Below are 21587 nucleotides of genomic sequence, written 5' to 3' on the forward strand. Positions count from 1 at the left end.
ACATCTTCTGACGGTAGACCCATGACATTCGCCACCCTTGGCCTGATCGAACCCCTGCAGCGCGCCCTTGAAACGCTTGGCTACCAGACGCCGACCCCGGTGCAGACCCAAGCCATTCCGGCAGTGCTGGCCGGCCGCGACCTGATGGCTGCGGCCCAGACCGGCACCGGCAAGACCGCCGGTTTCGCCCTGCCATTGCTGCAGTTGCTGGCCATGGAAGGGCCCAAGGTGGCAAGCAATTCGGTGCGCGCGCTGGTGCTGTGCCCCACGCGCGAGCTGGCCGAGCAGGTCCACGCCAATATCGTCGAGTACGGCGAGCACCTGCCGTTGAGCACTTATGCCGTGTACGGCGGGGTCAGCATCAATCCGCAGATGATGAAGCTGCGCAAGGGCGTCGACCTGCTGGTGGCGACGCCTGGGCGTCTGCTCGATCTGTATCGGCAGAACGCGGTCAAGTTTTCCCAGCTGCAGACCCTGGTGCTGGATGAAGCGGATCGCATGCTCGACCTGGGCTTTTCCGAGGAGCTGCGCGACATCTATGCGGCCTTGCCGAAGAAGCGTCAGACCTTGCTGTTCTCGGCGACCTTTTCCGATGCCATTCGCTTGCTCGCCGGGCAGATGCTCAACGACCCGCTGAGCATCGAAGTCAGCCCGCGCAACGTGGCGGCCAGCTCGGTGCAGCAGTGGATCGTGCCGGTGGACAAGAAGCGCAAGGCCGAGCTGTTCTGCCATCTGTTGAAGAAGCAGCGCTGGAAACAGGTGCTGGTGTTCGCCAAGACCCGTAACGGCGTCGACGCGTTGGTCGAGAAGCTGCAAGGTCTGGGTGTCAACGCTGATGGCATCCACGGCGACAAGCCCCAGGCCACGCGCCAGCGCGCGCTGGATCGCTTCAAGGCCTCGGAGGTGCAGATCCTGGTGGCCACCGATGTTGCCGCGCGCGGCCTGGACATCGAAGACCTGCCGTTGGTGGTCAACTTCGACCTGCCCATCGTTGCCGAAGACTACATTCACCGCATCGGTCGCACCGGTCGCGCCGGGGCCACCGGTGAGGCTATCTCGTTGGTCTGCGCCGACGAAGTGCAGTTGCTGTCGGCCATCGAAACGCTCACCCGGCAGACGCTGAAGCGCGTCGACGAGCCTGACTTCGTGCCCGACCACCGCGTGCCGGACACCGATGCCAGCGGCCAGGTGGTGAAGAAACCGAAAAAGCCGAAGAAGCCCAAGGTCAGTGGCAGCAAGAGGAACCTGGGCAAGTGGGTCGACAGCGGTGACTCACCGGTGGATGCGGTGCCGGTGGTCAAGCCAGTGCGCAAGGTCCCGGTGTTCAATACCGGGCCGCGCAAGCGCAAGCCTTGAGGTGTGTGGGGGGCTGAGGGCCTCTTCGCGGGCAGAGCCCGCTCCCACAGGTTAAAGGGAATGCCGACCCTGTGGGAGCGGGTCTCTGCCCGCGAAGAGGCCCCCTGCGGTAAACATCACCCCCGCGCCAGCCACTCCAGCACGCCATCCGCCGCGCGCCGCCCGCTGGCGAAACAGGCTGTCAGCAGATAGCCGCCGGTAGGCGCTTCCCAGTCCAGCATTTCACCCGCGCAGAAGGTGCCTGGCACGGCGTTGAGCATCAGGTGCCGATCCAACCCTTGCAAGTCCACACCGCCCGCCGTGCTGATGGCCTCGTCCAGCGGCCGCGCGCGCACCAGCGTCAGCGGCAGGGCCTTGATCGCCAAGGTCAGCGCATCGAGGTCGGCAAAGGCTTGCGCATCGGTCAGCTCCCGCAGAAGGCCGGCCTTCACCCCTTCCAGGCCCAGTTGCCCCTGCAGGTGCCGGGCCATGCTTTTAGACCCCCGCGGCTTATGCAACGCGGCCCGAACCTTATCCACAGGACGGTCCGGCAGCAGGTCCAGATGCAGGGTCGCTTTGCCTGTGCGGTTGATCGCCTCGCGAATCCCGGCTGACAGTGCATACACCAAACTGCCTTCCACCCCTGTTTCGGTCAGCACGAATTCACCCCTGCGCAAGGGCTCGCCAGCCAGCCCGAGGGCAACGTTCTTCAACGGTACGCCGGCAAACTTCTCCCGCAGCAGCGCGCTCCAGCCCGGCACTTCGAAGCCGCAGTTGGAGGGTTGCAGCGGCTTGATCGGTACACCGCGATCATGCAACCACGGCACCCAGGCGCCGTCGGAACCCAGCCGCGCCCAGCTAGCGCCACCCAACGCCAACACCGTGGCATCCGCAGGTATGGCCAACTCGCCTTGTGGATTGGCGATGCGCAAGCTGCCGTCGGCGTTCCAGCCCAGCCAGCGGTGGCGGGTGTGGATAACCACGCCGGATTCGCGCAGGCGCTTGAGCCAGGCCCGCAGCAGCGGTGCGGCCTTCATGTCGGCGGGGAACACCCGCCCGGAGGTGCCGACGAAGGTGTCGATACCCAGGCCATGAATCCATTCGCGCAGCCGTGACCCATCGAATGGGTCCAGCCATGCTCGAACGTCCTGCGCACGTTCCGCATACCGCGAAACGAAAGCCGGGTAGGGCTCGGAATGGGTGATGTTCATGCCGCCGACGCCTGCCAGGAGGAATTTGCGGCCCACCGAGGGCATGCCGTCGTAGACGTCGACGGCCACGCCGGCAAGGCTCAGCACTTCGGCGGCCATCAGGCCCGCCGGGCCGCCGCCGATCACGGCGACGCGAGGGGAAGAAGAGTGCATGTATGCGGATCGACAGGGAAAGAACGAGAATTCTACACGGCTCGTTCCGCTCCTGTATCCACAGGCGATGTTGATCAATATTTGATCGGCTTCCTGAAAGCCCCACAGCGCAAGGCCTGCAGCCTGTTTTGCGCAGGTTATCCACATGCGGTTGCACAGCGGATGTGGGTAACTGGCGCTTGCGCGTGCAAAACCGCTCGACATCACTGATCAAAAAATGACCGCTTAGCCCATACCCCCGCCTGTACGGCACGCCAGGCGCTTATGCGCAGATTATCCACAGGCAGTTGCACAGCGATTGTGCGTAACTTATCCACCGCTGCGCCGGTGTGCATAACTCATACGGTCAGGAAGAACACCATCAACAAGGGCCCGACCACCGTCAGCAGAAAACCGCTGACCAGGGCCACCGGGAGCAATTCGGGCGGACACTTCTGCTTGATGATCGGCAAGGTCGAGTCCAGGGATGTGGCACCGCCTGCAGCGATGCATTGCAGCGGACGCCGCGCGCCCAGGCTGTAGAGCAGACCGATGGCGAGGATCTCGCGGAACAGATCGGTCAGCAGGGCCATGGCGCCGAAGGCTTCACCGGCATGGTGGCCCACCAGCACGCCGGACAAGGTGAACCAGCCAAAGCCACTGGACAGCGCCATGGAAATGGCCAGTGGCTGGCCGGTGGCCCACGCCGCGAGCAGGCCGCCCAGCAGCGAGCCGATCACCACCATCGCGGGAATCTTCAGCGTGCGCAGCGAGTACCACGACGGGTCGGGCCGGACTCCGTAGAGGTCCAGCCCAACCAGCACGATCAGTACATAGAGGAAGTAGCTGGTCGAAGGCCAGGCGAAACCCGAGCCGTCGGCCGCGCCCCACAGGTGATACATGCCGACGCCCAGCGCCAGGGCGAGCAGCGCGATCAGACACTCCTTGAGCGGTGGGACAATGCCCGCCAGCCCCTGACGCGCCGACGCTGGGTGGGCCACTGCAGCAGCGGTGCCCCACGACAGCATCAACCAGGGCACGGCGGTGGTGAGCAGGGCGAAGACCAGCGCGGTGAGCGCCGATTCGCGTGCCGAGTTCAAGGCGCCCAAGACATTGCCGAATTCGTAGCCGATCGAAAACAGCAGCAGCCAGATGAATGGGGTGATCAGCTTCACCAGCCGCTGGCGCAGTGCGGGGCTGATGAAGATTGCCAGCAGCCAGCCGCCGGCCAGCGCCAGCAGAATGGGCAGGAGTGAAGCGACGATCGAAAGCATTGTTGCAGGCCTTGTGCAAAATCCATGGAGTGGTGCGGGTGACGAAGGCCGGCATTATTCCAGATGCGCAGCGCGTTCGGCTGGGCTTTTTCCAGGTAACGGCACCTGGGCCATGACCCGGTGCCGCCTGCTGCCATGGGTCAGTCGTCGGCCTGGATACGACCGATCACGGCGCCTGCCTCGAAGTAGTCACCGGCCTGCTGGCCGATGCTTACGCGGCCTGCACACGGGGCCAGTACCGAGCTTTCCATCTTCATCGCTTCGACCACTGCCACTACCTGGCCGCTGGACACCGTCGCGCCGTCTTCCACTACCCAAGTGTGCAGGTTACCCGCCACCGGGGTGAGCAAGGCCTGGGGATCCACGTCTGCAGCGGCCGTTGCGTGCGGTGGGGCCTCGGCCGGCGCATTCAGGCTCATGCCGCGCAGCAGCGCGGTTGGCAGGCCGAGGGCGTGGCGCTTGCCATCGATCTCGACGAAGGTGCGCAGAATGTCCGTGTCGGCCACGGGTGCGGCCCGCGGCGCAAGGCTGATGGTCTCGGCGAAGTCGGTTTCGATCCAGCGCGTGTGCACGGCAAAACCGTCGCTGCCGGTGAAGTCCGGGTGATCCATCACGGCGCGGTGGAACGGCAGCACCGAGGCGATCCCCTCGATGCGGAACTCGGCCAGGGCGCGCCGGGCGCGGGCAATCGCCTGCTCACGGGTGGCGCCGGTGACGATCAGCTTGGCCATCATCGAATCGAAGTGGCTGGGCACGCTCGACCCGCTGGTCACACCGCTGTCCAGGCGCACGCCTGGGCCGAACGGCGGCATGAACTCGTCGATCTCGCCGGGAGTGGGCAGAAAGCCCTTGCCCGGATCCTCGGCATTGATGCGAAATTCGAAACTGTGACCGCGCGGCGCCGGGGTTTCATCGAACGACAGCGGCAAGCCGTCGGCGATGCGCAGTTGCTCGATCACCAGGTCCACGCCGGTGGTCTCTTCGGTGACCGGGTGTTCGACCTGCAGGCGCGTGTTGACCTCCAGGAACGACAGGGTGCCATCCTGGCTGAGCAGGAATTCGACCGTGCCGGCGCCGACATAACCGGCCTTGACGCAGATGTCGCGGGCCGATTGATGAATACGCTCGCGCTGCTGTTCGGTGATGAACGGCGCGGGCGCTTCTTCCACCAGCTTCTGGTTGCGGCGCTGCAGGGAGCAGTCGCGCGTGCCCACCACCACCACCTGGCCATGCTTGTCGGCCAGTATCTGCGCTTCGATGTGCCGGGGCCGGTCGAGAAACTGTTCCACGTAGCATTCGCCACGGCCGAAGGCCGCTTCTGCCTCGCGCACCGCCGAGGCGAACAGCTCAGCCACCTCGTCGAGGCGCCAGGCGACCTTCATGCCGCGTCCGCCACCCCCGAATGCGGCCTTGATGGCGATGGGCAGGCCGTGCTGTTCGGCAAAGGCCAGCACCTCGTCAGCGCTTGCCACCGGCCCCGGCGTACCGGCAACCAGAGGCGCGCCCACGGCCTGGGCGATCTTGCGCGCTTCGACCTTGTCGCCAAGTATGTCGATGGTCTCGGGATTGGGGCCGACCCAGATCAGCCCCGCGTCGATGACCGCGCGGGCGAAATCAGCCCGTTCCGAGAGAAAGCCATAGCCGGGATGCACGGCGTCGGCGCCACTGCGGCGGGCCACGTCCAGGAGTTTCTGGATGTTGAGATAGGTCTCGGCGGGCCGCTGGCCATCGAGCCCGTAGGCTTCATCGGCGTGGCGAACATGCAGGGCGTCGATGTCGGCATCGGCGTACACCGCCACGCATCGCACGCCATGGTCGCGGCAGGCACGGGCAATGCGCACGGCGATCTCGCCGCGGTTGGCAATCAAGAGCTTTTTCATGGAAGTCTTTCCACATCGGCAGAGGAAGAAGGGGCTGGCGCGGTGGGCTGGATGTCTTCGAAGGCGGCCACCGGGTTGAAGCGGATCCGTGCATTGACCGGTATCTGCCCTGCCAGGTCGAGGTGGTAGCTGGCGACCACGGCGATGACCGGGTAGCCGCCGGTCAGCGGGTGGTCGGCCAGGAACAATACGGGCTGGCCGCTGGCCGGCACTTGGATCGCGCCCACGGCGGTGCCTTCGCTGGGCAGCTCCTGGGGGTTGCTGCGCGTAAGCGGCGTTTCACCGGCCAGGCGGATGCCGACGCGGTTGGATTGCGGGGTGACCTGCCAGAGCTGGCTGCTCAAGCGCTCGATGGCGTCGGTGGTGAACCAGTCACTGCGTGGCCCCATCAGCACATCCAGGGTGACGATGTCGGCCGTCTTGGGCAGGGCGAACGCCGGGGCTTCGCTCAGCGACACGCTGGTGCCGCCCTTGGGCGGGGTGAACCCCAACCGGTCTCCCGCAGCCAGGGCGGGCGGGCCGACCTGGGCCAGGGTGTCGGTCGACAGGCTGCCGAGCACCGGCGCCACGTCGAAGCCGCCGCGGATCGCCAGGTAGCTGCGCAGCCCGGCGCTGGGTGTGCCGAGGGTGACCGTGTCACCCGGTACCAGTTCGAGGGGTCGATAGTTGTCCACAGGCCATTGCAGGCCACTGGCGCTGGTCAGGGTAACCGGGGTTTGCGCGCCGGTGACGGCGATCACGGCGTGGCCGTGGCAGACGAAGCGCAGGCCGCCGAGCACGGTTTCCACGCAGGCCATGTCCGAGCGGTTGCCGACGGCGCGGTTGGCGGCCCGCAACGCGCCCAGGTCCAGCGCACCGGAGCGGGACACGCCCTGGCCGGTCTGGCCAATGCGGCCGGTGTCCTGCAGCACGCTGTGCAGGCCGGGGCTGAGGATCTGCAGGTACGCGCCGCTCGGTGGCAGGGCCGCAGCGGGCTGGCTGGGCACCGGCAAGCCACCTACAGGCAGCGGCCCGGCATCGATGAAACGTACCTTGTAGCCGGGGCGCAACAGAGCCGGTTCGGCGCGGTCCAGGTCCCACATCTGCAAGGGCGTGACGCCGATGATCTGCCAGCCACCGGGGCTGGCCTTGGGGTAGATGCCACTGAATTCGCCGGCCAGCGCCACGGCACCGGCCGGAATGCGCGTGCGCGGCGTCTGCCGGCGCGGTACCTGGAATCCGGCGCCGCCGGTCAGGTAGCCGAAGCCCGGCGCGAAGCCGCAGAACGCCACGCTGTAATCCTCTGCGGTATGGCGGCGGATCACTTCGTCGCGGCTGATCTGCAGCAGCGCGGCGACCTCGTCGAGGTCTTCGCCGTTGTAGTGCACGGGAATTTCCACCCGGCGCTGCTCGGCGGCCCGGCGTTGACCCAGGTCCTGACGGGCGACGTGGTCGACCAGCGCCTGGCGGGTGATGGCGCTGGGGCGGAACTGGATCAGCAGCGTCCGCGCGGCCGGGATGATCTCTTCAACCCCCAACAGCGGCTCGGCGCTCAAGGCGTCGAACAGGGCCAGGGTCTGCTCCAGGTCGTTCAGCTCGACCAGCAGGGTGTCCAGGTTGACCGGTAGAAAACGCACGGCAATCTCCTAGACGTGGTACGTGCTGTCAGGCACGTCGGTGATGAACATATGGCCCGGCGAATGGGTGATGGCGAACGGCACGCCCGACGCCATGACCGCCGCCTGGGGCGTGACGCCACAGGCCCAGAACACCGGCACCTCGCCCGGTTCGATGCGCACGGCTTCGCCGAAGTCGGGATGGGCCAGGTCGGCGATGCCCAGCAGCGCTGGATCACCGACGTGCACCGGCGCGCCATGCACCGAGGGATAGCGGGCGGTGATGGTGCAGGCTTCGGCCACCCGGTCGGCGCGGATAGGGCGCATGGACACCACCATGTCACCGCGCAGTCGCCCGGCGGGGCGGCAGGCACGGTTGCTCAGGTACATCGGCACATTGCTGCCGTCGGCGATGTGCCGGACTTCGATACCGGCTTCCTGCAGCGCGGTTTCGAAGGTAAAGCTGCAGCCAATGAGAAAGGTCACCATGTCGTCGTGCTCGGCCCAGGCGGGGCGGGCGTCGCTGATCTCTTCGGCCAACTGGCCGTTGCGCCAGACCCGGTACAGCGGCAGATCGGTGCGCAGGTCGGCGCCTTCTGCCAGTACGGTGTGCGGGCTGCCCGCATCGGTGACGTCGAGGATGGGGCAGGCTTTCGGATTGCGCTGCGCGTACAGCAGGAAGTCATAGGCCCAGTCGCGGGGCAGGGCGATCAGGTTGGCCTGGGTCATGCCCGGCGCGATCCCGGCAGAAGGTGCAACCAGACCACCACGGTAGCCCGCGCGCGCTGCGCGGGCGGCGTCGACAGCGCGCCGGGCGGCGAGCTTCAGGGCGCTCACGGTCGGTCTCCGGCAAACGCTTGCAGGCGCATGTTCGCCTGCTCCATTACCCGGCGCAGCTCACGGGCCATGGCCACGGCGGCCGGGCTGTCGCCGTGCACGCAGATCGAGTCGGCCTGGATGCGCGTGATGCTGCCGTCGATCGCTTCCAGGGTGCCGTCTTCGACCAGGCGCAGCATGCGCTGGGCGATGAGTTGCGGATCGTGCAGCACCGCGCCCGGCTCGCGCCGTGAAACCAGCGTGCCCTCTGGGGTGTAGGCGCGGTCGGCGAAGGCCTCGGCAATGCAGGTCAGGCCTTGCTCACGTGCCAGTTCGATCAGGCTCGAGCCGGCCAGAGCCACCAGCACCAGGCGCGAGTCGACGGCGCGGATCGCGGCGATCACCGCCAGCGCCTGACGGCGGTCGTGGGCGATGGTGTTGTACAAAGCGCCATGGGGCTTCACGTAGCTGACGCGGGTGCCGGCGGCCTGGGCCAGGCCCTGCAGGGCGCCGATCTGGTAGATCACGTCGGCGGTCAGCTCGTCGCTGGCCACATCCATGTTGCGGCGGCCGAAGCCGACCTTGTCCGGGTAGGACACATGGGCGCCAATGCTGACCTGCCGGGCCGCGGCAGCCTTGAGAGTGCGCAGGATGCCGGCCGGATCGCCGGCGTGGAAGCCGCAGGCAACGTTGGCGCTGGTGACGATGTCGAGCATGGCATCGTCGTCGCCCATGCTCCAGGCGCCGAAGCTTTCACCCAGGTCGCTGTTGATATCGATGCTTGGCATTGCAGAGATTCCTTGTAATTGTTCTGGCTCATACGACCTTGAGGAAGGCAAAGATCGGCCCGACCGATTTGATCGCCATGTACCAGGTCAGCAGGCACGTCAGCAGGCCCAGCACCAGCAGCCAGCGAGGGTAATGGTAGCCGCCCATCAGGTCGGACCGGCGCCAGCCCACGTAGATGAAGATGCTCAAACCGATAGGCAGGATCAAGCCATTGAAACCACCCGCAAAGAGCAGCAGCGCGGCAGGCGCCGTGCCCATCAGGACATAGATCAGCAGCGACACGGCAATGAACACGGTGGTGGCACGGTTGCGTGCCTTTTCGCTGATAGTGGGCGAAAAAACAGTGATGAAGGAGATGGAGGTATAGGCCGCACCGATCACACTGGTGATGGCGGCCGCCCAGAGAATCAGTCCGAAGATGCGCAGGCCGAACTCGCCTGCGGTGGCCTGGAAGGCCTGCGCCGCCGGATTTGCGCCCTGACCCGAAATGTCGATGACCACGCCACTGGCTACCACGCCAAGAATGGCGAGGAACAGGATGTAGCGCATGAGTCCGGTGACCAGGATGCCGCTCAAAGCCGCCTTGTTCACCGCCTGTAGATTCTCGATCCCGGTGGTGCCGCGATCGAGCAGGCGATGGGCGCCGGCGTAGGTGATGTAGCCCCCCACCGTGCCACCGACGATGGTGGTGATGATGGCGAAATCCACGGTTTCCGGCAGGATGGTTTGGTACAACGCCTGACCCAGCGGCGGGTTGGAAGCGAAGGCGACGAACAGCGTCATGCCAATCATCACCAGGCCCAGCACCACAATCATTCGGTCCACGGCCAGGCCTGCACGGCGAGACAGGAAAATGCCGATGGCCATCAGCGCACTCAAGGCGCCCCCCCATTTCGGATCCAGCCCCATCAGTGCATTCAGGCCCAGGCCTGCACCGGCGATGTTGCCGACGTTGAACACCACACCGCCGAAGATGACCAGTACGGCCAGCAAGTAGCCGCTGCCTGGAATCGCCTTGTTGGCGATGTCGGCCGCGCGCATGCGCGTCAGCGTGACGATGCGCCAGATGTTCAACTGGACCACGAAGTCGATGAGAATCGACGCCAGGATGCCGAACGCGAACGCCGCGCCCATTTTTGCCGTGAACGTGGCGGTCTGAGTGATGAAGCCCGGGCCGATGGCCGAGGTCGCCATCATGAAGATCGCGGCGATCAGGGAAGAGCGACGCGCCTTGGTGAAATCCTTGGCGGTCTGTGTCGCGGCTGTCTGTGTCACGGCATCGTTCCTGCGATGGGAGATGACAGGGCCAGAGCAATGAACATGCCAGAGCCTGCCAATCCAGCGGAAGGTGTTGATCTGTATGCTTTGGATTGTTCAACAATACGTTTTACAGTAACCCACAATGTGCACCAGTTTGTAACGCTTGCAAGGAGCGCTGTTACTTAATGATGCACAGAAGTGCCATTCGCCTTGCCTGAGATCTGGCAGTGGGTGAACATCGAATCGACTTTTCCGACCCTGGACCGTACATGACCGACCTCTCACTTTCTGCGCCTCGTTCCCTGGGTGAATCCATTACCCAGGAGATTCGCCGGATGCTGGTGGAAGGTGAACTGGTCCCTGGCCAGCGCCTGTCCGAGGCCGCCCTGGCGGAAACCCTGCAGATCTCGCGCAACACCCTGCGCGAGGCCTTCAGAGGCCTGACCCGTGAAGGCTTGCTCAAACACGAGCCAAACCGCGGCGTGACCGTGGCGGTGCCGGACATGGCGTCGATCATCGACATCTACCGGGTACGCCGCTTCATCGAGTGCCAGGCCCTTGCCCAAGGCTATCCGCTGCACCCAGGCACAGTGCGCATGCGCGAAGCGGTTGCCATGGGCAAGCAGGCTGGCGAGGCCAAGGACTGGAAGGCCGTGGGCACGGCCAACATGATGTTCCACCAGGCGGTCGTCGAACTGGCCGACAGCCCGCGCCTGGAGGCGTTCTATGCGCAGATATCGGCGCAATTGCGGCTGGCCTTCGGCTTGCTCGACGATCCGCGCTTCCTGCACATGCCCTACTTGGACATGAACGGTTGCATTCTGCATTGCCTGGAAGAGGGGCGTGCGCAAGAGGCCACGCAGTTGCTCGAGGCCTATCTGGTGCGTTCGGAGCGTACGGTGCTGGCCGCCTGGGAGCGCAGTACCCGGCGCTAGCCCGCCAGGCCGAGGGAAACGCGTCCGGTCGAAATGGCTGCTCGACATGCCTGCATGCGCCGTTGGTCTTGCCGTGAAAACTCCCTTGCCACCTCGCGTTCGAAATGAGCGGGAAGGTGCTTGCCAGGCCGAATCGGGTCGGGGCGGGCGGGTATCGACAAGGAATCAGCAATGAGCGGGATCCTCCAACTTGAAAGTGCGCGACTGATCTTGCGTCAGTGGCGTGACAGCGATCTGCCCGCGTTTGCCGACATGTGCGCCGATCCGCGGGTCATGCGTTATTTTCCCGAAACCTTGGGACGGCTGCAGAGCGCAGCGGTCATCGGTCGTGTGCGCGGTCACTTTGCCGAATTGGGCTATGGCCTGTGGGCGCTGGAGCGCAAGGACAGTGGGCAGTTCATCGGCTTCGCCGGGCTGGGCCAGGTAGGTTTCGATGCGCCTTTTGCCCCGGCTACCGAGATTGGCTGGCGTCTGGCCTATGAACATTGGGGGTTGGGTTTTGCCAGTGAAGCGGCCTGGACCTGCCTGGCTTGCGCCTTCGATCGCTTGGGGCTGGATGAGGTGGTGGCGTTCACGGCGGTGGCCAATGTGTCGTCGGAAAAGGTGATGCAATCGATCGGCATGTTGCGCGACCACGAGGGCGACTTCGACCACCCGAACCTGCCCGGGCATGAATTGCAGCGGCACATGCTGTACCGCATCACCCAGGATCAGTGGCAGCACACCCGTTAGCGCTCCCACAGGTGTCCGCAGTACAAGTGTCCGCTATCATTGCGCCCATTTGGTTCTGCCTATGTGGGTGTTGCCTATGCCGAGGAGTTTTGAATGAGCCATGTGTTGGACGATCTGGTTGAGCTGCTGAGCCTGGAACCCATAGAAGAAAACCTGTTCCGCGGCCGCAGCCAGGATCTGGGCTTTCGCCAGCTGTTCGGTGGCCAGGTGCTGGGCCAGTCGTTGTCGGCCGCCAGCCAGACGGTGGAGCCCGATCGCCACGTGCATTCGCTGCATGGCTACTTCCTGCGCCCCGGCGATGCCCAGCTGCCGGTGGTGTACATGGTCGACCGAGTGCGTGACGGCGGCAGTTTCAGCACGCGCCGGGTGACCGCCGTGCAGAAGGGCCAACCGATCTTTACCGGTACCACCTCGTTCCAGTACGACGAAGAAGGCTTTGCCCACCAGAGTGTGATGCCCGAGGTGGTCGGCCCGGAAAACCTGCCCACCGAGCTCGAGCTGATGCAGCAGGTGGCCCATCTTATCCCTGCGCACATGCGCGACAAGCTGTTGTGCGGCAAACCCATCGAGATGCGCCCGGTGGCCGAGCGCGACCCGTACAACCCCACGCCGACCGACCCGATCAAATACATCTGGTTTCGCGCCGACGGCGCACTCGCCCAGACCCCGGCCTTGCACAAGTACGTCATGGCCTATGCCTCGGACTTCAACCTGTTGACCACCTCGCTGCTGCCTCACGGCAAGTCGGTGTGGCACCGTGACATGCAGATCGCCAGCCTCGATCACTCGCTGTGGTTCCACGGCAACCTGGTCGCCGACGACTGGCTGTTATATGCACTGGACAGCCCCTGGGCGGGCAACGCACGTGGCTTCGCCCGCGGCAGCGTGTACAACCGCGCCGGCCAGTTGGTGGCTTCGTCGGCCCAGGAAGGTCTGATCCGCCATCGGCAGGACTGGTCATGAGCCTGGCGCGGGTTCGCCATTGGGTGTTCGACCTGGACGGCACGCTGACGGTGGCCGTGCACGACTTCGCCGCCATCCGCCGTCATCTGGAGATTCCGCAGGAGGCCGACATCCTTGACCACCTGGCCACCTTGCCGGCCGAAGAATCACATGCCAAGCATGCCTGGTTGCTGGAACACGAGCGCGCATTGGCCGTAGCGTCGACGGCAGCACCGGGCGCGGTGGAACTGGTCCGCGAACTGGCCGACCGTGGCCATCGCCTGGGCATCCTCACGCGCAACGCGCGCGAACTGGCTCACATCAGCCTGCAGGCGATCGGCATCGCCGACTGCTTTCAGGCCGACGATGTGCTGGGCCGCGACGAAGCTGTGCACAAGCCCGACCCGGCCGGGCTATTGCACCTGGCCGACGCCTGGGGCGTACGCCAGCCGGAGATGGTCATGGTGGGGGATCATCGAATGGACCTGCTGGCAGGTCGGGCGGCGGGCACCGCCACGGTGCTGGTGAATCAGCCAGAAAATCTCTGGCCGGAACTGGCGGACTGGCATGCGCTGGACTGCACACACCTGCGCGAACTGATCTGAACCCGCCACCACCTGCTGGGCAGGTGGTGGTGGGCAAACCATTCAGAGGCTCTTGGCCGCAAACGTGTCGCACTGGGCGATCTGGCCTTGGGCGAAGCCGGCCTTGAACCAGCGTACGCGCTGTGCCGAAGTGCCGTGGGTGAACGAATCGGGCACTACCCGCCCCTGGCCCTGCTGCTGCAGACGGTCGTCGCCAATGGCATTGGCGGCGTTCAAGGCTTCTTCGATGTCACCCGGCTCCAGCCAATTCAAGCGCTTCTGCCCATTGAACGCCCAGACCCCGGCGAAGCAATCGGCCTGCAGTTCCTGACGCACCAGCAAGCCATTGGCACCTTCCATGCGCTGGCCACCCTGACGCGCTTTCTGCACCTGATCCGACACACCCAGCAAGGTCTGCACGTGGTGACCCACCTCGTGAGCGATCACGTAGGCCTGGGCGAAATCACCGGCGGCGCCGAAACGCTGGGACATTTCGCGGAAGAACGCCATGTCCAGATACACCTGCTGGTCGGCCGGGCAATAGAACGGTCCGCTGGCTGCCGTCGCGTGGCCACAGGCCGACTGCACCTGGCCGCTGAACAGCACCAGCTTGGGTTCCTTGTAGGTCTGGCCGCCTTGCTGGAAGATCTGCTTCCAGGTGTCCTCGGTATCGCCCAGTACCGTGCTGACGAATTCGGCCTGCTCGTCGTTGGCCGGTGGCGCCTTGCGCTGGCTGGTGTCGACCGGCGCGGCCTGCTGACCCTGGCCGGTCAGTTCACCGAGGATCTGCATGGGGTCCTGCCCGGTCAGCAGGCCGAAGCCGACGATCAGCACCACGGCGGTCAGGCTCAGGCCCTTGCCGCCCATGCGCATCCCGCCGCCGCCACTGCCGCCACCATCACCGCGGGCATCCACGACGTTATCGCTGCGTCGGCCTTTCTTCCATAACATGGCAAATCCTCACTCGATTCATGCATAACCATTCGGGTATGCCTGTGACCGTGTTTTTCAATATTCGTTGTCGGCCATTTCCTTGAGACTAGTACGAAGCCTGAAAACAGGTCCTCTATAAATCGAATAACAGGAGAACGGCATGTCTTCCCAAGACAGCAGTCGCTTCATCATCCGTGATCGCAACTGGCACCCCAAGGCGCTGACGCCGGACTACAAGACCTCGACCATGCGCTCGCCGCGCCAGGCCTTGGTGAGCATTCCTCAGTCGGCCAGTGAAAGCACCGGTCCCAATTTCGCCCACCTCAAGTTCGGCGAGTTCGACAACGACCTGCTGCTCAACTACAACCATGGTGGCTTGCCGATCGGTGAGCGGATCATTCTGGCCGGGCGCGTCTGCGACCAGTTCGGTCAGCCTGTGGCCAACACCCTGGTGGAAATGTGGCAGGCCAACGCCGGTGGCCGCTACCGGCACAAGAACGACCGCTACCTGGCGCCCCTGGACCCCAACTTCGGCGGTGTCGGCCGCACGTTGACCGACAGCGAGGGCTACTACAGTTTCCGTACCATCAAGCCGGGCCCGTACCCATGGCGCAACGGGCCGAACGACTGGCGCCCGGCCCACGTGCATTTCTCGGTGAGCGGCCCGTCGATCGCCACCAAGTTGATCACCCAGCTGTATTTCGAAGGCGACCCGTTGATCCCGATGTGCCCCATCGTCAAGTCGATCAACGACCCCGAGGCGGTGCAGAGCCTGATCGCCAGGCTGGACATGGCCAACGCCAATCCCATGGATTGCCTGGCCTACCGTTTCGACATCGTGCTGCGCGGTCAGCGCAAGACTCACTTCGAAAACCGTTGAGGGGAATCGACATGCCTATCGAACTGCTTAAAGAAACCCCGTCACAAACGGCTGGCCCCTACGTTCACATCGGCCTGGCCCTGGCGGCCGCCGGCATCGAGCCGCGCGAGCATGAAATCTGGAACCAGATGGCCAAGCCCGAAGCGCCGGGTGAGCACATCCTGCTGCTGGGCAATGTCTACGACGGCAATGGCCATCTGGTGCGCGACTCGTTCCTGGAACTGTGGCAGGCCGATGATCAGGGCCACTACCACATTGATTTCGACCAGGAACAACCCTTCAACAGCTTTGGCCGTACCGCCACTACGTTCGATGCCGGCGAATGGACCGTGCAGACGATCAAGCCGGGCGTGGTGAACAACGCCGCGGGCGTACCCATGGCGCCGCACATCAACATCAGTCTGTTCGCCCGCGGGGTGAACATTCACCTGCACACGCGGCTGTATTTCAGCGATGAGGCCGAGGCCAATGGCAAGGATCCGGTGTTGAATTTGATCGAACAACCCGCGCGCCGGGAAACCCTGATTGCAACGCGCTGCGAGGTGGACGGCAAGCTGGCCTACCGTTTCGATATGCGTATCCAAGGGGAAGGGGAGACGGTGTTTTTCGATTTCTGATCGGATACTGCGGTGCCTTCATTCGCAGCCACTGGCCGCTCCTACACGGTTTGTGTTCCCCTGTAGGAGCGGTCAGTGGCCGCGAAGGGCGCACAACACTATCCAGCCCTGCCTCAATCCCACTTCGGCGCAAAATCCGGGCTGACCAACCGCTGATCCTTGGGCAGCGCCGCAATGATCCGACGATCTTCATCGTCCAACTGCACCTTCAGCGCATCCAGGTTGCTCTGCTGGTTGGCTTTGCTCGCCGCCTTCGGAATTGCCGCCACGTTCTCCTGATCCAGCAGCCACTTGAGTGCCACCTGGGTCGGCAGCACACCGTGCTTGCTGGCGATCTGCTGCAGCTCGGGAATCTGCGACACCTGGTTGCGCACCAACGGGCTGTAGGCGGTCAGCGCCATGTCATGTTTGCGGGCGTAGTCGAGCAGGGCGTTCTGGCCCAGGGTCACATGGTATTCAACCTGGATCGCCGCCAACGGGGCGTTCAAATCCTCCATGACATGGCGCAGCAGCGGCAGTGGAAAGTTCGCCACGCCGATGTTCAGCGCACGGCCGTCCTGCTTGAACGACACCAGGGTGTCGATGGCCGCTTTCACATCCCAGCCCTCCTGGCCGGGCCAGTGGATCAGGAACAGGTCGATGTAGTCGCTTTGCAGCGCGCTCAGGGTGTTCTGGAACGATTCGCGCATGGCGTCGGGCGCCAGCTTGTCCCACCAGACCTTGCTGGTGACATGAATGTCCCCGCGTGGCACGCCGGACTCGGTCAAGGCACGGCCCACCGCGGCCTCGTTGTTGTAGCCAGCAGCCGTGTCGATATGTCGGTAACCCAGGTCCAGGGCTTGAATCACAGCTGTGGTGCATTCGTCGCCGAGCATTGGCCACGTGCCAAGCCCCAGTTTCGGCATCTTCAGGTGCTGCGCGTTGGTGATGAGTTGCATGTCGGTCTCCTGTTCCGCTGGCGGTCATTCGTGATGGGTGGCCCCGGCCATGTGCCGGGCGGCGATATAGCCGAAGGTGGCGGCAGGGCCCAGGTTGATGCCCCCGGCCGGGTAGTGGCCGCCCATGATGCTGGCCATGTCGCTGCCCGCGGCGTACAGCCCGGCAATCGGCAGGCCTTGCTTGTCGAGCACCTGCGCCTGTGCGTTGGTCTTGAGCCCGGCGAAGGTGCCGAAGCTGCCCGCTTCAACCTTGACCGCATAGAACGGCCCCTGTTCGATCGGTGCCACGCACGGGTTGGGCCGGTGCAGCGCATCGCCCTGCTTGCGGTTGTAGGCGCTGCCGCCGCGGCCGAACTGCGGGTCTCGGCCTAGGTGCGCGTGCTCGTTGAAGTGGTCTACGGTAGATCGCAGCCCGCTCGGGTCGATGCCGCATAGAGCGGCCAGCGCCTCCAGCGTGTCGCCCACCTTGAGATAGCCGCTGTCGATGTGCGGCTTGAGCGGTAGCGGAAACGGCCGTGAGATGCCCAGCCCGTAGCGGCGCTGGAAGGTGTGACTGCAGATCAGCCATGAGGCAACTTCCTCGCCGGGGGCATGGGCTACCATGGCTTTCACGTAGTCATAGTAGCCGTCGGCTTCGTTGACGAAACGCTTGCCGTTGGCCAGCACGGCAATGATGCCCGGCTTCGCGCGCTCGATGATGTGCGGGAAGTGGCCGATGCTGCCGTCGCGGTAGGGCACTCGGGACACCGGGCACCAGGCTGCGGCCGAGGCCAATCCGGTGGCCACCTCGCCACCGGCGGTCTCGCCCAGGCGCAGGCCATCGCCGTTTACCCCCAGCGGAGGCAGAGCCAGGTGTTCGTGGCCGCTGGGCGTTCGCGGGAACAGTGCCCGGCGTCGGTCGATATCATGAGCGAAGCCGCCGGTGGCCAGCATCACGGCCTTGCGCGCCTTGATCACCACTTCGCCCTCGGCAGTCTCGATCACGGCGCCGCAGACGCGTGAGCCTTCCTTCGACAGGCGCCGGACAGGCGCGGACTCCCACAGCAGCACGCCCAGGTCATCGGCCGACTTGGCCAGGCGTGCGACCAGTGCCACCCCGTTGCACAGCTGCATGGCGCGGCCGTGTCGGGCCAGGTCCAGCATATGTCGAGCCACGCGCCGGCTCACGTGCAGCAGCGAGCGCCACGAGCGGGTCAGGGTCAGAAAGGCGGTCAGGTCGGCGCCGGCCATGATCGGCATGCCCAGGAAGGAGGTTTCGCGCATCGTTCTGCGCAGTCGCTTGAGCAACGGCTTGTCCAGTTGGCGTGCGTCGTAGGGGGCCGCGATCACCGAACGGCCACCGGTGCCGGCCCCCGGTCTATCGCCGTGGATATCGGCGATGGCATTGCCATCGGCGAACTGCAGGCTGGTGTGTTTCTCGAAAAACGCCACCATGTGCGGGGCCGCCTCGAGAAAGGCATCGATGCGTGCCGGATCGAAGTGCTCACCCAACTCATGTTGCAGGTAGGTGCGCGGCAACGCCGGATCTTCGTCAATGCCGGCGCGGCGCGCCAGCGGATTGCGTGGCACCCACATCCAGCCGCCGGACCAGGCGGTTGCGCCGCCAAAGGTGCTGTCCTTTTCGACCACGATCACACGCAGCCCGTGGTAGGCGGCGGTCACTGCGGTGGCCAGACCAGCAGCGCCGGAGCCAATGACCAGCACGTCGCAATCCACGCTCTTCGTTTCGCTGTCAGGCCCCTGCATTGGATGAATCTCCGAGGTATACCCGTCCGATGAATTGTAATTTTATGGAACCTAGTTCCACATTCTATGGGTTGCCGCCCGAATCGCCAAGTGTAGAATCAGCGGAATTTTTCATCGCGTTCCAACTTCACGAGAGCCTCACCATGGCCGGCAGTCAGATCGAACGGGCGTTCAGCGTGCTTGAAAGCCTTGCCAACGAACCACGCGGCCAAGCCTTGCAAGCCCTTGCCGAACAGCTGGGAATGCCCAAAAGCGCGGCTCACCGCATGCTCACCGAGTTGGCCCGACTGGGCTATGTACGGCAGAGCGCGGAAACCCTGCGCTATCACTTGTCGACCAAGTTGGTGGCGCTGGGTTTTCAATACCTGGCCGGCAGCGGCGCCGATATCGTCCAGCCGATTCTCGATCGCCTGGCCCAAGCAACCGGTGAGCTGGTCCGGCTGGGCGTGGTCGAGGGCGACCGTCAGACGTGGATCGCCAAATCCCAGGGCGCTCGTTCCGGCCTGCGCTACGACCCGGAAATGGGGCGTGATGCGCCTTTGTTCTACACCGCTTCAGGGCATGCCTGGCTGGCTTCGCTCAGTGATGCCAAGGCACTGGCGTTGGTGGAGCAGCAGGGGATTACCGCTGGTGAAGACTTCGGGCCCAATGCGCCGCGGTCCAATGCCGATCTGCTGGAGCGTCTGCGCCTGGCCCGCGAGGCCGGCTATGCCTGGGTCGTCGAGAGTTCGGCATTGGGCACCTCGGCGCTGGCGGCGGTGATACGGCATCCGCGGGACGGCCATGTGGTGGGCGTACTGAGTGTGGCCGGGCCCAGCGCGCGACTGTCCGAGACACGCATGCACGAATTGGCGAATGGGCTGTTGGCTGCGGCACAGGAGCTGTCTCAGGTCAGCCTGGCGTCGGAGCTGTTCAGCTGAGCACTGGAACCTGCGGGGTGGTCTCGGTCCACCGATTCCTCGCCAATCCGTTATCCGTGACTTGAAATATTTCGGAACTCGGTTCTAAATAAGTGGAGAGAATAATAAACAAAGGACTTCATCGTGACCGTCCCCCTGCGAATTGCTCTGATCGGTGCCGGCACTATGGGCCGGCAGCATTACCAGCACCTGCGAGAGATGCACGCAACCCAACTCTGCGCCATTGCCGACCCCGGCCCCCACGCTGAGGCCTTTGCCGCTGAATGCGCGGTCCCGCATTTCACCGATCATCGGCAGATGCTGGCACAGGTAGCGCCCGCAGCCGTCATCGTGGCCAACCCCAATGCTCAGCATGTGCGCACGGCACTGGATTGTTTGGCAGCCGGTGTGCCCGTGCTGTTGGAAAAACCGGTCGGGGTCGATCTGGACGAAGTGGCCGCGCTGGTGGCTGCCAGCGCCGCCAGCGGCGTACCGGTCCTGGTCGGTCATCACCGGCGGCACAACCCGATGATCAGCCGAGCCCGGCACGTCGTGCAAAGCGGCGTGCTCGGCCGCCTGACCACGGTGACGGCGCTGTGGCAGCTGCAGAAGCCCGACAGTTACTTCGACATCGCCTGGCGTCGCGAACCAGGGGCAGGAATGCTGCTGACCAACCTGATTCATGACCTCGATCTGCTGCGCTACCTGTGCGGCGAAGTCCGCCAGGTGCAGGCCTTCGGCAGCAATGGCATTCGCGGCTTCGGCAACGAAGACAGTCTGGCCGTGTTGCTGCAGTTCGAAAACGGCGCGCTGGGCACCTTGACCGGTTCCGACGGTGTGGCTGCGCCCTGGAGCTGGGAGCTCGGCTCGGGCGAGAACCCGGTCTATCCCCGCCAGGCCGATCAGCCGTGCTACCTGCTGGCGGGCACTGCGGGTGCGCTGAGCGTGCCGCAACTCAGGCGCTGGCATTACGCTGAACCGGGTGCGGGTTGGCATGAGCCGTTGCTGCAGGTGCAGGAAACCTTTGATTCCGCAGAGGCGCTGCGCGTGCAGCTGGAGCATTTCGTCGAGGTCGCGCGTGGGCGCGCCGAGCCACTGGTGAGCGCAGCGGATGCCGCGCGCACCCTGGCGTTGGTCGACGCCATCGGCGAAGCGATGCGTAGCGGATGCGCCTGTGCGCCACGCGCCTTGGGCTAGGCCGGTTACTTGGCTGACATCCTCGTGCCCTGGCCACCGTCGTCCCTTTCACGCCCCAAGGAGCCGCCCATGACTCACCGCATCCTGTCCCTGGCCGCATTGACCGTGCTCGAGCTGTCGCCCCCCGAGATGGTCGAAGTCGCTGCCCGCGCCGGCTACAGCCACGTCGGCCTGCGTACCGAGCCGGCTACCGCCGAAGAGCACCATTATCCTTTGCTGCGCGACAAGGCATTGCAACGCCAGACTGCCGCACGGTTGCGTGACACCGGCATCAAGGTGCTGGACATCGAAATCTTGCGGCTCAAGCCGTTTACCCGCGTGGCGGAGTTCGAAGCTCACCTGGCCTTGGGCGCCGAGTTCGGCGCGAGCGAGTTGCTGGTGGCGGGTAATGATCCAGACCTGCAAAGAGCCAGCGACAATCTGGCCGAGCTGTGCGACCTGGCGCGGCCCTATGGCATCCATCCGCACCTGGAATTCATGCCGTGGACCGACTGCCCGGACCTGGCCAGCGCGATGGTCATGCTCGACCAGGCCGGTCGCGACAATGCCTGCATCCTGGTCGATGCCTTTCATTTCGACCGCTCCAACTCGCGACTCGAAGACCTGCGCAGCCTGCCAGCGCACCGCTTGCGTTATGCCCAGCTGTGCGACGTGGCGGGCCCGCGTCCCGATGACATGGCGGAGATACTGCGCCAGGCGCGCCAGGAACGACGTTTTCCCGGAGACGGTGATTGCGACCTGGTCGGCCTGCTGCGGGCACTGCCTGACGATGTGCCATTGAGCCTGGAGATACCCACGGCGCGCCTGCTGGAACAGGGTGTGAGCGCTTATGAAAGAGCGCGGATGGCCCTCGAGAAAACCCAGGCGTTATTGGCTGGGATCTAGGGTGGGG

Annotated in this window: 20 protein-coding genes; 10 read left to right on the plus strand and 10 right to left on the minus strand. The window is 64.8% G+C overall.

The window, feature by feature from the left end:
- The first annotated feature begins 21 nt into the window (after positions 1-21).
- Entirely contained in the window at positions 22-1356 is a 1335-nt protein-coding gene (locus tag IFT80_RS12960) for a DEAD/DEAH box helicase (protein ID WP_192058484.1), read from the plus strand.
- Between the two features lie 116 nt (positions 1357-1472).
- On the opposite strand, the gene IFT80_RS12965 is transcribed toward IFT80_RS12960, so the two are convergent.
- From IFT80_RS12965 to IFT80_RS12995, 7 genes are all read right to left on the minus strand, one after another.
- Positions 1473-2699, minus strand: coding sequence for a TIGR03862 family flavoprotein (locus IFT80_RS12965; RefSeq protein ID WP_192058486.1), 1227 nt, complete (start codon positions 2697-2699; stop codon positions 1473-1475).
- Positions 2700-3037: 338 nt separating this feature from the next.
- Positions 3038-3952 (minus strand): lysine exporter LysO family protein, encoded by a 915-nt coding sequence (locus tag IFT80_RS12970; RefSeq protein ID WP_192054800.1) that lies wholly within the window; start codon positions 3950-3952, stop codon positions 3038-3040.
- Positions 3953-4092: 140 nt separating this feature from the next.
- A complete protein-coding gene (locus IFT80_RS12975; RefSeq protein ID WP_192137678.1) occupies positions 4093-5832 on the minus strand; it encodes an acetyl/propionyl/methylcrotonyl-CoA carboxylase subunit alpha in 1740 nt (579 codons plus the stop codon).
- Entirely contained in the window at positions 5829-7448 is a 1620-nt protein-coding gene (locus tag IFT80_RS12980; protein ID WP_192137679.1) for a 5-oxoprolinase/urea amidolyase family protein, read from the minus strand. Before IFT80_RS12980 ends, IFT80_RS12975 begins: the two co-directional genes overlap by 4 nt.
- Positions 7449-7457: 9 nt before the next feature.
- Entirely contained in the window at positions 7458-8255 is a 798-nt protein-coding gene (locus tag IFT80_RS12985; RefSeq protein ID WP_197975864.1) for a putative hydro-lyase, read from the minus strand.
- 5 nt (positions 8256-8260) lie between these two features.
- Complete coding sequence (locus tag IFT80_RS12990) at positions 8261-9031, minus strand: LamB/YcsF family protein (protein ID WP_185795176.1); 771 nt, start codon at positions 9029-9031, stop codon at positions 8261-8263.
- Positions 9032-9059: 28 nt separating this feature from the next.
- Positions 9060-10307 carry an NRAMP family divalent metal transporter gene (locus IFT80_RS12995; protein WP_185795177.1) on the minus strand — a complete coding sequence of 416 codons (1248 nt, stop codon included), beginning with the start codon at positions 10305-10307 and terminating at the stop codon, positions 9060-9062.
- Between the two features lie 254 nt (positions 10308-10561).
- Here IFT80_RS12995 and IFT80_RS13000 point away from each other — a divergent pair, with 254 nt between their 5' ends.
- The 4 genes from IFT80_RS13000 to IFT80_RS13015 all read left to right on the plus strand — a co-directional run bounded on the left by IFT80_RS13000 (position 10562) and on the right by IFT80_RS13015 (position 13506).
- Entirely contained in the window at positions 10562-11227 is a 666-nt protein-coding gene (locus IFT80_RS13000; protein WP_122475418.1) for a GntR family transcriptional regulator, read from the plus strand.
- Between the two features lie 171 nt (positions 11228-11398).
- Positions 11399-11959 (plus strand): GNAT family N-acetyltransferase, encoded by a 561-nt coding sequence (locus IFT80_RS13005; RefSeq protein ID WP_185795179.1) that lies wholly within the window; start codon positions 11399-11401, stop codon positions 11957-11959.
- Between the two features lie 93 nt (positions 11960-12052).
- Complete coding sequence (tesB, locus tag IFT80_RS13010; protein WP_122475415.1) at positions 12053-12922, plus strand: acyl-CoA thioesterase II; 870 nt, start codon at positions 12053-12055, stop codon at positions 12920-12922.
- Positions 12919-13506 carry an HAD family hydrolase gene (locus IFT80_RS13015; RefSeq protein ID WP_192137680.1) on the plus strand — a complete coding sequence of 196 codons (588 nt, stop codon included), beginning with the start codon at positions 12919-12921 and terminating at the stop codon, positions 13504-13506. Before tesB ends, IFT80_RS13015 begins: the two co-directional genes overlap by 4 nt.
- 42 nt (positions 13507-13548) lie before the next feature.
- Here the strand turns inward: IFT80_RS13015 and ypfJ are convergent, their stop codons facing one another.
- Positions 13549-14436 carry a KPN_02809 family neutral zinc metallopeptidase gene (gene ypfJ, locus IFT80_RS13020; protein ID WP_122475412.1) on the minus strand — a complete coding sequence of 296 codons (888 nt, stop codon included), beginning with the start codon at positions 14434-14436 and terminating at the stop codon, positions 13549-13551.
- 142 nt (positions 14437-14578) lie between these two features.
- On the opposite strand from ypfJ, the gene pcaH reads away from it, so the two are divergent.
- A complete protein-coding gene (gene pcaH / locus IFT80_RS13025) occupies positions 14579-15298 on the plus strand; it encodes a protocatechuate 3,4-dioxygenase subunit beta (protein ID WP_185795181.1) in 720 nt (239 codons plus the stop codon).
- 11 nt (positions 15299-15309) lie between these two features.
- The gene (gene pcaG / locus IFT80_RS13030; RefSeq protein WP_185795182.1) at positions 15310-15915 is read left to right on the plus strand and encodes a protocatechuate 3,4-dioxygenase subunit alpha; all 606 of its coding nucleotides are present in this window, start codon (positions 15310-15312) and stop codon (positions 15913-15915) included.
- A 113-nt stretch (positions 15916-16028) separates the two neighbouring features.
- Here pcaG and IFT80_RS13035 read toward each other — a convergent pair whose 3' ends face one another.
- Together IFT80_RS13035 and IFT80_RS13040 are read right to left on the minus strand one after the other, a co-directional pair.
- Entirely contained in the window at positions 16029-16853 is an 825-nt protein-coding gene (locus tag IFT80_RS13035) for an aldo/keto reductase (protein WP_192137681.1), read from the minus strand.
- A gap of 24 nt (positions 16854-16877) precedes the next feature.
- Positions 16878-18599: an FAD-dependent oxidoreductase gene (locus tag IFT80_RS13040; protein ID WP_192137682.1), complete on the minus strand. Its 1722-nt coding sequence runs from the start codon at positions 18597-18599 to the stop codon at positions 16878-16880.
- 143 nt (positions 18600-18742) lie between these two features.
- On the opposite strand from IFT80_RS13040, the gene IFT80_RS13045 reads away from it, so the two are divergent.
- From IFT80_RS13045 to IFT80_RS13055, 3 genes are all read left to right on the plus strand, one after another.
- The gene (locus IFT80_RS13045; protein WP_192058504.1) at positions 18743-19519 is read left to right on the plus strand and encodes an IclR family transcriptional regulator; all 777 of its coding nucleotides are present in this window, start codon (positions 18743-18745) and stop codon (positions 19517-19519) included.
- A gap of 123 nt (positions 19520-19642) precedes the next feature.
- A complete protein-coding gene (locus IFT80_RS13050; protein ID WP_192137683.1) occupies positions 19643-20695 on the plus strand; it encodes a Gfo/Idh/MocA family oxidoreductase in 1053 nt (350 codons plus the stop codon).
- Positions 20696-20764: 69 nt separating this feature from the next.
- Complete coding sequence (locus tag IFT80_RS13055; protein ID WP_192137684.1) at positions 20765-21580, plus strand: sugar phosphate isomerase/epimerase family protein; 816 nt, start codon at positions 20765-20767, stop codon at positions 21578-21580.
- The last annotated feature ends 7 nt before the right edge of the window (positions 21581-21587 follow it).

The organism is Pseudomonas sp. CFBP 8771 (assembly GCF_014841695.1).
GTDB lineage: Bacteria > Pseudomonadota > Gammaproteobacteria > Pseudomonadales > Pseudomonadaceae > Aquipseudomonas > Aquipseudomonas baltica.

Excerpts from the sequence above, each read along its gene's own strand:
- IFT80_RS12970 (WP_192054800.1), bottom strand. The coding sequence starts at position 3,952 with ATGCTTTCGATCGTCGCTTCACTCCTGCCCATTCTGCTGGCGCTGGCC.
- pcaH (WP_185795181.1), top strand. The coding sequence starts at position 14,579 with ATGTCTTCCCAAGACAGCAGTCGCTTCATCATCCGTGATCGCAACTGG.
- IFT80_RS13005 (WP_185795179.1), top strand. The coding sequence starts at position 11,399 with ATGAGCGGGATCCTCCAACTTGAAAGTGCGCGACTGATCTTGCGTCAG.
- IFT80_RS13015 (WP_192137680.1), top strand. The coding sequence starts at position 12,919 with ATGAGCCTGGCGCGGGTTCGCCATTGGGTGTTCGACCTGGACGGCACG.
- tesB (WP_122475415.1), top strand. The coding sequence starts at position 12,053 with ATGAGCCATGTGTTGGACGATCTGGTTGAGCTGCTGAGCCTGGAACCC.
- IFT80_RS12965 (WP_192058486.1), bottom strand. The coding sequence starts at position 2,699 with ATGCACTCTTCTTCCCCTCGCGTCGCCGTGATCGGCGGCGGCCCGGCG.
- IFT80_RS13000 (WP_122475418.1), top strand. The coding sequence starts at position 10,562 with ATGACCGACCTCTCACTTTCTGCGCCTCGTTCCCTGGGTGAATCCATT.
- IFT80_RS13045 (WP_192058504.1), top strand. The coding sequence starts at position 18,743 with ATGGCCGGCAGTCAGATCGAACGGGCGTTCAGCGTGCTTGAAAGCCTT.
- ypfJ (WP_122475412.1), bottom strand. The coding sequence starts at position 14,436 with ATGTTATGGAAGAAAGGCCGACGCAGCGATAACGTCGTGGATGCCCGC.
- pcaG (WP_185795182.1), top strand. The coding sequence starts at position 15,310 with ATGCCTATCGAACTGCTTAAAGAAACCCCGTCACAAACGGCTGGCCCC.
- IFT80_RS13035 (WP_192137681.1), bottom strand. The coding sequence starts at position 16,853 with ATGCAACTCATCACCAACGCGCAGCACCTGAAGATGCCGAAACTGGGG.
- IFT80_RS12960 (WP_192058484.1), top strand. The coding sequence starts at position 22 with ATGACATTCGCCACCCTTGGCCTGATCGAACCCCTGCAGCGCGCCCTT.
- IFT80_RS12990 (WP_185795176.1), bottom strand. The coding sequence starts at position 9,031 with ATGCCAAGCATCGATATCAACAGCGACCTGGGTGAAAGCTTCGGCGCC.
- IFT80_RS13040 (WP_192137682.1), bottom strand. The coding sequence starts at position 18,599 with ATGCAGGGGCCTGACAGCGAAACGAAGAGCGTGGATTGCGACGTGCTG.
- IFT80_RS13055 (WP_192137684.1), top strand. The coding sequence starts at position 20,765 with ATGACTCACCGCATCCTGTCCCTGGCCGCATTGACCGTGCTCGAGCTG.
- IFT80_RS12975 (WP_192137678.1), bottom strand. The coding sequence starts at position 5,832 with ATGAAAAAGCTCTTGATTGCCAACCGCGGCGAGATCGCCGTGCGCATT.